The sequence below is a fragment of the Corynebacterium sp. HMSC059E07 genome, assembly GCF_001814395.1.
GTDB classification, from domain to species: Bacteria; Actinomycetota; Actinomycetes; order Mycobacteriales; family Mycobacteriaceae; genus Corynebacterium; species Corynebacterium hesseae.
The window spans coordinates 135,284-148,149 of the sequence record NZ_KV816287.1 but is presented as its reverse complement, the minus strand read 5'-3'; the positions used below and the strand labels follow the sequence as shown (position 1 = coordinate 148,149).

At 64.9% G+C, this 12,866-nt stretch carries 10 protein-coding genes; 8 read left to right on the top strand and 2 right to left on the bottom strand.

The window, feature by feature from the left end; translation table 11 throughout:
* Positions 1-2 precede the first annotated feature (2 nt).
* The 6 genes from rpsD to eccB all read left to right on the top strand — a co-directional run bounded on the left by rpsD (position 3) and on the right by eccB (position 5,411).
* A complete protein-coding gene (rpsD, locus tag HMPREF2967_RS04490; protein WP_010189536.1) occupies positions 3-608 on the top strand; it encodes a 30S ribosomal protein S4 in 606 nt (201 codons plus the stop codon).
* Between the two features lie 69 nt (positions 609-677).
* Entirely contained in the window at positions 678-1,688 is a 1,011-nt protein-coding gene (locus tag HMPREF2967_RS04485) for a DNA-directed RNA polymerase subunit alpha (protein ID WP_070521667.1), read from the top strand.
* Positions 1,689-1,766: 78 nt separating this feature from the next.
* The gene (rplQ, locus tag HMPREF2967_RS04480; protein ID WP_070521664.1) at positions 1,767-2,288 is read left to right on the top strand and encodes a 50S ribosomal protein L17; all 522 of its coding nucleotides are present in this window, start codon (positions 1,767-1,769) and stop codon (positions 2,286-2,288) included.
* A 101-nt stretch (positions 2,289-2,389) separates the two neighbouring features.
* Positions 2,390-3,223 carry a trimeric intracellular cation channel family protein gene (locus HMPREF2967_RS04475; protein WP_039674330.1) on the top strand — a complete coding sequence of 278 codons (834 nt, stop codon included), beginning with the start codon at positions 2,390-2,392 and terminating at the stop codon, positions 3,221-3,223.
* Between the two features lie 15 nt (positions 3,224-3,238).
* The gene (truA, locus tag HMPREF2967_RS04470) at positions 3,239-4,096 is read left to right on the top strand and encodes a tRNA pseudouridine(38-40) synthase TruA (RefSeq protein WP_070521662.1); all 858 of its coding nucleotides are present in this window, start codon (positions 3,239-3,241) and stop codon (positions 4,094-4,096) included.
* 55 nt (positions 4,097-4,151) lie between these two features.
* Positions 4,152-5,411, top strand: coding sequence for a type VII secretion protein EccB (gene eccB, locus HMPREF2967_RS04465; RefSeq protein ID WP_070624273.1), 1,260 nt, complete (start codon positions 4,152-4,154; stop codon positions 5,409-5,411).
* On the opposite strand, the gene HMPREF2967_RS04460 is transcribed toward eccB, so the two are convergent.
* The gene (locus HMPREF2967_RS04460; protein WP_070685188.1) at positions 5,302-6,546 is read right to left on the bottom strand and encodes a S8 family serine peptidase; all 1,245 of its coding nucleotides are present in this window, start codon (positions 6,544-6,546) and stop codon (positions 5,302-5,304) included. The two genes, eccB and HMPREF2967_RS04460, sit on opposite strands and share 110 nt — an antisense overlap.
* The gene (eccD, locus tag HMPREF2967_RS04455) at positions 6,543-7,874 is read right to left on the bottom strand and encodes a type VII secretion integral membrane protein EccD (RefSeq protein WP_070521649.1); all 1,332 of its coding nucleotides are present in this window, start codon (positions 7,872-7,874) and stop codon (positions 6,543-6,545) included. Before eccD ends, HMPREF2967_RS04460 begins: the two co-directional genes overlap by 4 nt.
* A 129-nt stretch (positions 7,875-8,003) precedes the next feature.
* Between eccD and eccCa the strand changes: the two genes are divergently transcribed.
* Together eccCa and HMPREF2967_RS04445 are read left to right on the top strand one after the other, a co-directional pair.
* Entirely contained in the window at positions 8,004-11,681 is a 3,678-nt protein-coding gene (gene eccCa / locus HMPREF2967_RS04450) for a type VII secretion protein EccCa (protein ID WP_070685183.1), read from the top strand.
* Between the two features lie 45 nt (positions 11,682-11,726).
* Positions 11,727-12,857 carry a type VII secretion-associated protein gene (locus tag HMPREF2967_RS04445; RefSeq protein WP_070565024.1) on the top strand — a complete coding sequence of 377 codons (1,131 nt, stop codon included), beginning with the start codon at positions 11,727-11,729 and terminating at the stop codon, positions 12,855-12,857.
* Positions 12,858-12,866 lie beyond the last annotated feature (9 nt).

Sequence of the window (12,866 nt, the reverse complement as noted above, 5' to 3'; positions counted from 1 at the left end):
AAATGGCTCGTTATACTGGCCCCGCTACCCGCGTATCCCGCCGTCTGCGCGTCGACCTGGTCGGCGGCGACATGGCATTTGAGCGCCGCCCGTACCCACCGGGACAGGCTGGCCGCAACCGCATCAAGGAATCTGAGTACCTGCTGCAGCTCCAGGAGAAGCAGAAGGCAAAGTACACCTACGGTGTGCTGGAGCGTCAGTTCCGCCGCTACTACGCCGAGGCTAACCGTCTCCCGGGCAAGACCGGTGACAACCTCGTCGTTCTGCTCGAGTCCCGTCTCGACAACGTGATCTACCGCGCTGGTCTGGCCAACACCCGCCGCCAGGCTCGCCAGCTTGTCTCCCACGGTCACTTCACCGTGAACGGCAAGAAGATCAACGTTCCGTCCTTCCGCGTTACGCAGTATGACATCATCGATGTTCGTGAGCGTTCCCAGAAGATGGAATGGTTCGAAGAGGCTCAGGACCGCCTGGTAGACGCCAACGTTCCGGCGTGGCTGCAGGTCGTTCCGGACACCCTGCGCATCCTCGTGCACCAGCTGCCCGAGCGCGCTCAGATCGACGTTCCGCTGCAGGAGCAGCTCATCGTCGAGCTTTACTCGAAGTAATCCTTCGGCATTTTCATCTTTACCCCTTCTACCGGCGTCATATAGCGGGCGCCGACAAGGAGAAACTCCATGCTTATTTCCCAGCGTCCTCAGCTCACCGAGGAATTCATCGACTCGTCTCGCTCCAAGTTCGTCATCGAACCGCTCGAGCCGGGTTTTGGTTACACCCTCGGTAACTCGCTTCGTCGCACGCTGCTCTCGTCCATCCCGGGCGCGGCAGTAACCTCCATCAAGATTGATGGTGTGCTCCACGAGTTCACCACCATCAACGGCGTGAAGGAAGACGTTTCCGAAATCATCCTGAACATCAAGGGTCTGGTTCTGTCCTCCGACTCTGACGAGCCGGTGGTTATGTACCTGAGCAAGGAAGGCCCGGGTGAGGTAACTGCAGGCGATATCCAGCCGCCGGCTGGCGTGGAGATCCACAACTCGGATCTGCACATCGCATCGCTGAATGATTCCGCCAAGCTGGAGATGGAACTCGTCGTCGAGCGCGGCCGTGGCTACGTCCCGGCTGCCTCCACTTCCGGGGAAATCGGCCGCATTCCGGTCGACCAGATCTACTCCCCGGTGCTGAAGGTCTCCTACAAGGTCGAAGCTACTCGTGTTGAGCAGCGCACCGACTTTGACAAGCTGATCATTGACGTCGAGACCAAGAACTCGATTTCCGCACGCGACGCCCTGGCTTCCGCCGGTGGCACCCTGGTCGAGCTCTTCGGCCTGGCCCGCGAGCTGAACACCGCTGCAGAGGGCATTGAGATTGGCCCGTCCCCGCAGGAGACGGAGTACATCGCCGCCTACAGCATGCCGATCGAGGATCTGAATTTCTCCGTCCGCTCCTACAACTGCCTGAAGCGCCAGGAAATCCACACCGTTGGTGAGCTCGCAGAGTGCACCGAATCGGACCTGCTGGATATCCGTAACTTCGGTCAGAAGTCGATCAATGAGGTAAAGATCAAGCTGGCTAACCTGGGCCTGGCTCTCAAGGACACCCCTGAGGACTTCGACCCGACCCAGCTCGAAGGCTACGACGCTGAAACCGGCGACTTCAAGGACCCGGCTTCCGACGATTCCGAGTAAAGAATTCCACTGAATCGTGACGGCGCGACTTGTGCGCCCCGTCGCGCGCTCACTTAATCCGCACACGAGGAGTACACAATGCCTACCCCCAAGAAGGGTCCGCGTCTCGGCGGCTCCGCCAGCCAGCAGAAGCACCTGCTGAGCAACCTGGCAGCGAGCCTGTTCGAGCACGGCGCAATCAAGACCACCGACGCTAAGGCGAAGCTGCTTCGTCCTTACGCCGAGAAGATCATCACCAAGGCGAAGGCCGGCACCGTTGCTGACCGTCGCGCTGTTCTCAAGCTCATCCCGCACAAGGATGTCGTTGCCTACCTCTTCGACGAGCTGGCACCGAAGTTCGAGAACCGTGAGGGTGGCTACACCCGCATCATCAAGCTGGACAACCGCTCCGGCGACAACGCCCCGATGTCCCAGATCTCCCTCGTTCTCGAGGAGACCGTGACCTCCGAGGCTAACCGCGCTACCCGCGCTGCTGCCTCCAAGCAGGCTGAGGAAGCTAAGGCTGAAGAGGCTGAGGCTGAATCCGCTGAGGAAGCAAAGGCAGAGGCAACCGAGGCAGAGGTCGAGGAGACCGCTGCTGAGGAGTCCGAGGAGAAGTAAACTTCTCTCGCCTTAACTAGGCCGCAGTACCACCTTAGGTGGGGCTGCGGCCTTTTGTTATGCTTTCTGGGCTATATAACCCCGACCAGAACGTATACTCTATGACCCCGCTGTTTACTGTGCTGTACGTAATCGGCATCGTCTCCGAGGCGATGACCGCTGCGCTGTCCGCTGGCCGGCAAAAGATGGATCTATTTGGCGTCATCATGTTGGGCGCAGTCACCGCATTGGGCGGCGGCACGATCCGCGACATGGTGCTGGGCGCCTACCCGTTGACGTGGGTGGCGGAACCGCGCTTCCTCTTGGCCGTGGTGGCCGCCGCCGTCGCCACGGTTTATATGTCCTTCCTAATGCACTATTTCCGGCATGTATTCTTGCTTCTCGACGCCCTGGGCCTTGCGGTATTCAGTGTCCTTGGTGCTCAGAAGGCCTTGGAACATGGCCATGGGTTGGTTATCGCTGCCGTGGCTGCGGTGCTGACCGGTGTCTTTGGCGGTATTTTGCGTGACTTGTTGTCCGACCGTATCCCGCTGGTCTTGTCCGCCGAGCTGTACGCCTCCATTTCTGTTCTTGCAGCCTTTTCTTATGCGGGATTGATGGAGCTGGGGCTCAGCGATGAGGTCGCTGGCGTCGTGACGGTATGCCTAGCGCTGGCGCTGCGCGTGGCTGCGATCTACTTTGGATGGTCGCTGCCGGTGTTTGAATACCGGGGAGCCGAACAACCCATGGACCCGCGCCTGCGCTTGTCTGCCCGCATTGTTCGGGATGGCGCCCGCAAGGCCAAGCGCAAAGCCGGCCAGGCCAAGAAGAATCTAAAGCACCCCAAGCGGGCTGGCTATGCCGCTTTGAGCAAGCTGGGCGTGAGCAAGAGCGCGAAGCGCCAGCACGCGGCCCAGGATTGGGAACTCAATCGCGAGTGGAATGCCAACGACTAGGTAGAATCAGCATCCATGACTAACGTTCGCCTTCGCCTAGACTTGGCCTACGACGGCACCGACTTCCACGGGTGGGCCAAGCAGAAGGGCGGCCTGCGCACTGTTCAGCAGACCGTTGAGGAGAAGCTGAGCATGGTGCTGCGCCACCCAGTGGAGCTCACCGTGGCTGGGCGCACCGATGCCGGAGTGCATGCCAGCGGTCAGGTGGCGCACTTAGATACCACACGGGCGGCGCTGGGACAGCGCAGCATTGACGGCGATCCCACCAAGCTGGTGAAGCGCTTGGCCAAGTTGCTGCCTGCCGACGTCCGCGTCCACGCCTGCACCGAAGTTCCCGCAGATTTCGACGCGCGCTTTTCTGCCTTACGCCGCCGCTACGTCTACCGCATCACCACCCATCCGCGCGGTGCACTTCCGACTCGCGCACGCGATACCGCGACGTGGTTCAAGCCAGTGGACCTGGAGCTAATGCAGGCCGCGGCCGATCAGCTGGTGGGGCTCAATGACTTCGTGGCTTTCTGCAAGGCGAAGCCGCACGCCACGACCATTCGCGAGCTCCTTGCCTTTGAGTGGAAGGACGTGTCGACGCCCGCGGAGCCGCAGCTCTACGAGGCGCACGTAACCGCGGATGCCTTTTGCTGGTCCATGGTGCGCTCGTTGGTGGGCTGCTGTTTGCGGGTGGGGGAGGGCTCGCGCGGAGTTGACTTCGCCGCCCATATGCTGCGGGAAGAAAGCCGGTCCTCAGAGATCCCGCTTGCTGATGCTCAAGGTTTGAGCCTGGTGGGCGTGGACTATCCCGATGCGGACCAGTTAGCCGCGCGCGCGGAGATGACCCGTGGTCGTCGCGCTGCGGAGGACACCGAGTTGGGTTAATCTAGAACCCACTGCGCCGTGGGAGGGTGGCGCTGCGATTCGGGGGAGGATTCTCATGGCACGCGCGTTGCCAACTACCAAGGCCCAGGTATCGGGCCACAAGTTTCTATTGCGCCGCCTCGAGCACGGACTCGTGTTCGGGGATATCCGTATGATTCATGATCCATTGAAAAGGCGCCAACGCGCCCTGCTGGGCGGGGTAGCCGCAGTAGCCTTCTTGAGTCTTGGCTCGGGGCTCATCGCCTGGATGCAGCCGGACCCGCAACCCGGCGATGCGCCCGTCGTGCGTTCCTCCGAAGGGCAGCTCTTAGCGCTGGTCAACGGCACGTATCATCCAGTGGCTAACTTGGCTTCGGCCAGACTCATTGCCAACGAGCCGGTCGAACCGCATGTGGCAGGGGATAGCTTCTTAGAAGAGATGAGCCTGGGCACCCCGCTGGGGATTGCAGACGCCCCCAACCTTCTTGCAAGCGCAACTGGGCAGGAACCAGGATGGTCGGCCTGCTTGGAAGAATCAACACAGGGCGCGAACTGGCAATCCAGCAGCCGCGTTGGCACCGTGACCGTGGTTGCGCACCGCGCTGTTCCCAGGTTCGATGAAGAGCACGCTGCCGTAGTGGAAACCGATGGCACGCAGTGGCTGCTCACCGGCCAGGGGCGCGTCGTGCTGCCCGAGGCTACGAGCACACAAGGCCGGGTTCTGCGGCGCGCGCTGGGGATGACCGCGGAGACCGCCGTGTGGGCCATGCCCGCGGAGCTGCTCAACACATTTGCCGAACTGGAGCCGCTGAGCTTTCCGGCCGCCCCGCCGGAGATTCTGGATACTGGTGAGCAGCTCTGGGCGCGCACGGAGCAGGGTGTTTTCTCCATCACCCCCACACAGGCGGAGATGCTGGTCGGCCTGGGCGCACAGCGTTTGCCTGCGCAGGCGCAGGAGGTGGCCGCGCTGGGCGACGTCCCACCGTCCTTCAACCTCCCCACCACCCGTGTGGACTTCCTGTCCCCTGAGCAAGGCTGGTTGTGCGCAACTCACAAGCAAGGTGCCGGAACTATGCGGCCGGTGGCGGCCACGGTGGACTTGCCGGGGGACTCGGCCGCGCAGCGTTTCGCCGGCCTCCAGGCCGGCGTGGGCGTGGACAGCGGGCACGGCTACCACGTGGTTTCCGCCACCGGCAGGCGCCACGAGCTGGCTAGCGCGGCAGAGCTTAAAGCACTGGGTGTGGGGGAACCGGAGCGGGTGCCGTGGGAGATCCTGCGGCTGCTGCCGGAAGGCTCTGCTTTGAGCCGCGCGGAGGCCTTAGAGTCTGAGCACTGAGGGTGGCTACGAGGGCGAGGATGGCCACGGCGCCGAGGAGAAGGCGAACAATCGGCCAGCCCTTGGCTGGTGGCGCCGCCTGCGGCCTCACCGCGACGGCACGCTCCTCACGGGATTCGCTCGCGGGCCGATAGGTCACTGCTGTGAGAGGATCAACCACCCCATGCCCGGGCTCTGCTGAGTCAATGATGCGCTGGCGCAGCTGTGCTGGGGAGTCCCCGGGGTAGCGCTGCGCCAACAAGGCGATCGTGCCACTGACCAGGGGAGCTGCAAAGGACGTTCCCTGAAAGACGGTGTCCTCCTTTCCCGTGGCCCATCCGCCGCCGGGCTCCAGCGCGAGGGGAACGCTGCCTTCCGCGCTGAGCGGTGCCGTGATGGAATACTCCGCGAGGTCGTGCGGCGTGGCCAGAGCACCAACCGCGAGGACGGTTTCGGCTTCCGCGGGAAAGACCACGTCATCCTTTTCACAGCCGCCGGCCGTCGCGTTTCCCGACGCCGCCACAACCACCACCCCAGCCCCTTCCGCGCGCTGCAGCGCCGCGTCCAAGGCGGAACGATCGACCCGCGTGGCGGCCTCCGGTGGAACGCACGACACCACGGAGACGTTGATGACCTGAGCACCCGCGCTGACGGCGTCTTCGATGGCGGCAGCCAGGCTGGCCAGCGTGCCGGCCCCGGCGCGGTCCGCCTCACCGTTGTCCGGCGCTGGGGTCCGGTAGTGCGAGCTGGTCTGCCGGATGGAGTAGATTTCCGCATCCGGGGCCACGCCGAGATCCTTGCCAGCGATGACGCCAGCCACCACCGTCCCGTGCAGGTCGCAGTCCCGCAGCGGGTCAGGCTCCTCCGGGGTCACGAAGTCTGCTCCTGGCGTCACCCGTAGTTGTGGGTGGGCGGCCACCCCGGTATCGATGACCGCGACCTTCACCCCAGCACCCGTGGCAAAAGAATGCAGCCGTGCCCGGTACTCCGAGTACTGCGCGGAAGGCTGTGGCCCTGCCGTGGCGAGCGTGGCCTTCGCGCAGGCGGTATCCGGTTCGCGGGCGACGGCTACGGGCGCACACAGAGCACTGGTACCCCAAGCCAGGCAAACACCAAGCGCAGCGCCGACAGCGCCTATTTGGGTCAGCGTATTCATGATCCCAACCCCCGAATGAGCTCGAAGAGCCCCGCCACGTGCGCGGCCAGCGGCAGGCACGCGGCCAGGGCGAGAGCCTCGGCGCGCTCGAACCACACGATAGTGGTCGGCTCAATCTGCCGTAGCTTGCCTGCCCACACCGGCACGGACAGCATGGCCGCGATGACCAGACCCGCAACGATGCTAAGAACCCACGTTCCCGTCGTTGGGGCGGAAAGCAGCTGCCACTCGCGTAGAGGTACGGCCACCGCGGCACACGCAGCAGCAAGGCCATAGATTCCCAGCGCCCACGCAGCGACGGGCCGGGCGTGGCGTGCCGCATGCACGATGACACCGCCCGCGACACTCAGGCACAGGGCTTGGGAAACAATGACGGTTGCGCCCTCGTGAGCGTTGAGCGCGACGAGGAGAAGGGAAGGAACGCCCGCCAGCGCGCAGCCCACTGCGATTCCCTCGTAGGCCTGCCCGGCGCGCCGGGCTTTGAGCGAGTTATCCGTAGGGTCCTCATCGGAGATGCTCAGGTCTTGTCCGGCGGTGGGAAGTTGTGGCACCCGGAGGCCAGCGAGCCGCGTGGTGAACAGGGGAGCGCCTGCGAGTAGGGCCACGGTGGCGGCAAGCAGCGGGGCGGGGCCAAGCAGGCCGATGAGCACGAGCAGGCACCACGTCGCGGCACTTGCCCGAGCACGTATTCCGCCGATGCGCACCAGATGGGAGAGCACCGCCACGGTACCCACGGCCGCCGCCGCAGCCACGAGTGGCGCGGCCGGAATCGCGGTTCCGGATGGGCCAGCAAAGAAGGGCACCCCAGTGGCCAGCGCCCCCGCCAGCCCGGCAGCCACGTGGGAGGCCGCGAGCAGGGAGCCGCGCCGGGTCCACGCCGCGAGCACGAGGCCGATTATCGCAGCGGCGGTGCAGCCAACCGCGGGAGACAGCGCGGCGGCGAGCAACGCGCCGACGGCGATGAGCCCCGCTGCGCCCCAGAACCCGGCCAGGCCGGAAAACTGCGCTGCAGAGACGTCGGCAGCGAGCGCCTCCGCGGCATCGCGCACAATCGGCGCCGGCGATGGCTCATCGGGGCTGAGCACGAGGACGGAACCGTCTTCCACGCTGGTGCGATCCAGCGGCGTGGTCATCGAAATGGTCTTGCCCGCCGCGGTGGTAGCGCGCCACAGGATGGGGGCTGGTGGGACGTCGACAAGCACGAGCAGTTCCCCCAGCACCTCCCCGAGGCTGGAAGAAAGCGGCAAGGATATGTCCGCCTCTTTGCGGGTATGACCTGCGTGGATGCGGACGGTGACGTGGACAGAATGCGCGAGTGCGCGGGTCATGGAATGTACCTCCCCCGAGAAAAATTTCTGGGCAACCCCTTGCCCATTGCCTCACATTGTGGCTTACTAGTGGCACGCTGTCCACCGCTTCAGGAGGCGGTGGAGTACTTCGGGGGGAAGGACTTTGACATGCGCGTACCCACACGCGTCGTGGACACTGGGCAGCCGGCCTATCGGGAGCCGGCACCGCCGTTGCCGCAGGGCAGCATTAACGCCGAGGCCGTGCCGGAGGCGGCTCGCGCTCAACCCGTGCCACTGGTTCGCCTACTTATGCCGCTGGTCATGATCGCGGCCATGCTGGGCATGGTGGCGCTCATGGTTCTCGGGGCGGGGGACGCCCGCCGGATGAGCCCTATGAGCCTCATGTTTCCGCTCATGATGCTGGCCAGTATGGCCATGATGTTTAACCCGCAGGGAGGCGGGCAGGATCCGGATGAGACCCGCCGGACCTACCTGCGCCACCTCAAGGCGCTGCGGGAGGAAGCGCTGGAGCGCGGGGCGGCGCAACGCGCGCACGAAGAACACCGCAACCCTGACCCTGAGCAGCTTGGCGCGTTGATTCCGACAATGCGCCTGTGGGAACGGGATGCGGATGCCCCGGACGCCTTGGAGGTGCGGGTGGGGACGGGGCCGATGGCCCTGTGCACGCCCATTAACGTGCCGGATTCGGGCGCGGCGGAGGACCTCGATCCGGTGTGCGCGGTGAGCTTGCGCCAGACCGTGCGCGCGGTGGGAACGCTGGCGGACATGCCGGTGGTTATCCAGTTGCAAGCCTTTCCCATCGTTGGCCTGGCCGGCGAGGATGCGGCCGGGGTGGCCCGCGCGCTGCTGCTACACCTGGCCGTGCTGCACGGTCCGGAAACAGTGGGCATTGAGTACCACGGTGAGGAGTGGAACTGGCTGAAGTGGCTGCCACACGTTAGGGATCCGGGCCAAGCCCAGTTCCGCATCCGCGTTGTTGAGGAGGACCAGGCAAGCGGCGTTGCCGTGCCGCGCGGTGACGAGCTGGAGGATACCCCCACAACCACCATCGCCGTGGGCGTAACACCTCATTCGCCGCTCGGGCGCCGCGCTGAGGAAGAAGGCATCTACCTGCGGGCGGAGGGCGCGCTCTCCGTGGTTACTGCCGCGGGGGAGGAGGAGCTGGGACGCTGTGCGCTTGTCGACGATTCCACGGCCCTCCTGCGCGCCCGTACGCTTGCGCCCTATCACCGCCCCTTTGGCAGTGATGCTGCGGCAGCGCCCCGGCACGGTCGCGATGCAGACCTGCCGACCTTGCTGGGCTATCGGGACGTGGATGCGCTTCAGGCCTCCGGCATGTGGCAGGGACGTAGCCCGGCTGAACGGTTACGTGTGCCCATCGGCGTGGACGAGTCCGGGCACGCGCTGATGCTTGATGTGAAGGAGTCCGCGCAGGGCGGGATGGGGCCGCATGGTTTGTGCATTGGTGCTACTGGCAGCGGAAAGTCGGAATTACTTCGAACGCTTGTCGTAGCGCTGGCCGCCACCCATAGCCCGGAGGAGCTCAACCTCGTGCTCGTTGATTTCAAGGGTGGCGCAACCTTCCTAGGGTGTGAGGAGCTGCCGCATACCTCCGCCGTGATTACCAACCTGCAGGAAGAATCGACCCTGGTGGAGCGCATGTATGATGCCATCTCCGGCGAGATGAACCGCCGCCAGGAGCTGCTGCGCAAGGCAGGCAATTTTGCGAACGTGGGCGAGTTCAATGCCTCGGCTGCTGCGGTGGCCGAGCACGGACCTCTGCCGGCGTTGGTCATCGTGGTGGATGAGTTCTCGGAGCTCTTAGGCCAGCACCCGGACTTCGCCGAGCTCTTCGTCGCGGTGGGAAGGCTTGGCCGCTCGCTCCATGTGCACCTGCTGCTGGCCTCCCAGCGCTTGGAGGAAGGGCGCTTGCGGGGATTGGATTCGCACCTGTCCTACCGCATCGGATTGAAGACCTTCTCCGCGGGGGAGTCCCGCCAAGTTCTCGGAGTGGTCGATGCCTATCACCTCCCCGCCCAGCCGGGAGCCGGCTACCTCAAGACGGATGCCGATGCCCCCACTCGCTTCCACGCCTCCTATGTGTCTGGCCCGGTCACGCGCCGGGTAGCGCCTGATGATTCTGAAATGAATGCGCGGCACGCCGCGCGCGTGGAGCTTTTCACAGGGCAGCGCGCGGTGGAAGAAGAACTCGGATTTGCAGAGCTCGTAGATTCCTCGAGCACGCTCCTGGACACCGTTGTGGCCGCCGCCCGGGATGAGGCTGCTCGGCGTGGCCAGTCGGCGCGAAGAATCTGGCTGCCTCCCCTGCCGCCCGTGGTGGAGCTGTCCAGCGTTGCTTCCTTGCGGGAAGATTCTCCCGGCGCGGGCGGAGAGTTGCGCGCCGAGGTGGGGCTTATTGACCGCCCCTACCACCAGCGCCAAGACCCGCTCACCGTGGACTTTAAGGCAGGAGGTGGGCACCTGGCGTTGTGCGGTGGACCGCAGTCGGGTAAGTCGATGGCGCTGCGCAGTATCGCCTCCGGTCTGGCGCTGCGGCATTCGCCGGGACAGGTGCGTTTCTATGTCATTGACCTGGGCGGCGGGCAGCTGCAGGTGCTGGACCGGCTGCCCCACGTGGCGGGGGTGGCCGGCCGTGAGGAGCCGGAGAAAATCCGTCGCATCGTTGATGAAGTTGCCGGCCTTGTGCGTCGCCCGGAGCCCCGCCACACCTTTTTAATCGTGGACGGCTGGCACCACATCGGCACCTCCGGCGCGGATTTTGAGGACCTTGCTGAGCCGATCACCCAGCTGGTCGCCGACGGCGCCTCCGCCCGCGTCCACGTCGTGATCGCTGCAGCGCGGTGGACGAGCCTGCGGCCGTCTATTCGGGATCTCATCGCGGCCCGTATCGAGTTGCGGCTGGGCGAAGCAATGGATTCACTCATCGACCGCAAGGCGCAGCAGAAGCTCCCGGCAACGCCCGGACGGGGAATCACACCGGCAGGGGAAAACCTGCTTTTTGCCGCAACGTCCCCGCAAGACATCGCCCACATCTGCGGTGTGCATGCTGGTGCCGAGCCGGTTCCACCGCTGAAGATGCTGCCCGCCTTTCTCACCGAGTTGCCCGTGCCAGAAGACGGCTCGCCACCGGACGGGGTGGCCTGGGGAATCGGCGGGCCGGACCTCGAAGTCCTTAGCTGGGATCCGGCCGCGCAGCCGCACCTGGTGTGCATTGGCTCCCAAGGCTCCGGCAAATCGAACTTCCTCAGCGTAATCCTGGCCGGAATTAGCCACCTGGGCAGGGAAGCCGCCCGCCTGGTGGTCATCGATGAGCGCCGTGCACATTTGGGGACGTTGGATGAGGAGATGGTGGCGGCGTATGGGGCGTCGGCAAGCGCGGCCACCCAAGCCATCCTCGATACCGTGCGCACCTTGGAACAGCGCCTTCCCGGCCCCGAGGTCACCCCCGCCCAGCTTGCAGCGCGCAGCTGGTGGGAGGGGCCGGACATCTACCTGGTTATCGACGACCTCGACCTGGTCAGCGACATTGCCCTGGCACCCCTGCTCGAGCTCCTCCCGCACGCCCGCGATGTGGGGCTGCACCTGGTGCTTGCGCGCAAAGCCGGCGGCATCGGGCGCGCGATGTTTGGGCAGTTCCTCTCTGCGGTGCGGGACCTGCAGCCGGCGCTGCTGCTTCTCGACGCCGACCGCGACGAAGGCGCCATCTTCGGCATCAAGCCAACAGCGCTGCCGCCAGGCCGCGGCCAATGGGTCCTGCGCGGCATATCTCAGGGCTTGGCGCAGGTGTGTGCCGAGCGCCGATAGTTCACACAACCCACCACAGACCACACGCAACAAAGGAGACAACCAATGACCGCGACGCACGCACTGCGAACACCGACAACCGCGCCAGAGACCACGCTGATCGTCACGGTGCTCGATGCCGCCACAATTTATGAAGGCCCGGAAACGATTTATCGCTATGACCTGCCCGGCACGGGAATCGCCGAGGGGTGGGCGCTGGAGGCCGTCCTTGACCAGGCAGAAAAAGTCTGTGGGGCGGAATGGCCGGACGTCACCGTTGAGGTGGTAGCGGATCCATCCGGAACGGATGTCAGTGTCGAAGCTGTGAGTATCCTGCGCCGGCAACTCGCTGGTGCCGGTGCGACGGTCCTAGAGCCAGAACCATCGCCGCCGCCGGCACCGGTTGTAACCGGCACATCACAGGCTGCTTCCCGCTCGGCGGTGGGGGAGCAACAGTACGACTATGACGGTGCGAAGGAGATAACTGCTGAGCGGCCTCGGGCAGCTCGCCGTTTGCGCTCCCATCGCGCGGCGCAATCCCGTTGGACGGCGCTTTTGGGAGGCGTCGATCCCTTCTACATCGCGATAGCGGTCATGGTGGTTGTCGTCGCCGGGGTGTCCTGGTGGGCGGTGGGGCGCAAGGATGCGGCCGTGGCGGCGTCGACTTCCGAACAGGTGGATGAGAGCGCGTCTGTGGCTGCCGGCGCGCCGGGTACGGCCGCAGCACCCGATGGGGATGAGCGCCCTGGGGGTGCTGCAGCGGAGGTGGAGTCCGGGGGAGCCGGTAGCACGCAGCTGCGCCCTGGCCAGCAGGCCATCGAGGTGGAAGGGATGTCCCTGGTACTCCCGCAGGGATTCCGCACCAGCGTGGAGGATGGACTTGTCACTGCGGCCGGCGAAGACCCCAATTTGCGCATCCTTTTGGCAGCTGATCCGCTCTTCAATGTCCCCGTCGACGTCCTCTTCGCCGAGATTAAAGGACAGATCGACTCCGATCCCGCCCTCCGTGATCCGGTCGAGGAATCTGGGCGGCTGACGTATACCGAGGACCCTGGAGACGGTTCGCAGGTGACGTGGATGATGTGGGAGGACAAGGGCCATCAGATGTCCGTGGGGTGCCACACCAAGTTTGAGCCCAACGTGGTGCAGAAGGCCGCCTGCCGGATGGCTGCGGAATCTCTGGTCAAAAAGGAGTAGGCGGGAGCA

Coding starts and splice junctions, on each gene's coding strand:
- truA (WP_070521662.1), top strand. CDS start 3,239: ATGACTAACGTTCGCCTTCGCCTAGACTTGGCCTACGACGGCACCGAC.
- eccB (WP_070624273.1), top strand. CDS start 4,152: ATGGCACGCGCGTTGCCAACTACCAAGGCCCAGGTATCGGGCCACAAG.
- eccCa (WP_070685183.1), top strand. CDS start 8,004: ATGCGCGTACCCACACGCGTCGTGGACACTGGGCAGCCGGCCTATCGG.
- rpsD (WP_010189536.1), top strand. CDS start 3: ATGGCTCGTTATACTGGCCCCGCTACCCGCGTATCCCGCCGTCTGCGC.
- HMPREF2967_RS04485 (WP_070521667.1), top strand. CDS start 678: ATGCTTATTTCCCAGCGTCCTCAGCTCACCGAGGAATTCATCGACTCG.
- HMPREF2967_RS04475 (WP_039674330.1), top strand. CDS start 2,390: ATGACCCCGCTGTTTACTGTGCTGTACGTAATCGGCATCGTCTCCGAG.
- HMPREF2967_RS04445 (WP_070565024.1), top strand. CDS start 11,727: ATGACCGCGACGCACGCACTGCGAACACCGACAACCGCGCCAGAGACC.
- eccD (WP_070521649.1), bottom strand. CDS start 7,874: ATGACCCGCGCACTCGCGCATTCTGTCCACGTCACCGTCCGCATCCAC.
- HMPREF2967_RS04460 (WP_070685188.1), bottom strand. CDS start 6,546: ATGAATACGCTGACCCAAATAGGCGCTGTCGGCGCTGCGCTTGGTGTT.
- rplQ (WP_070521664.1), top strand. CDS start 1,767: ATGCCTACCCCCAAGAAGGGTCCGCGTCTCGGCGGCTCCGCCAGCCAG.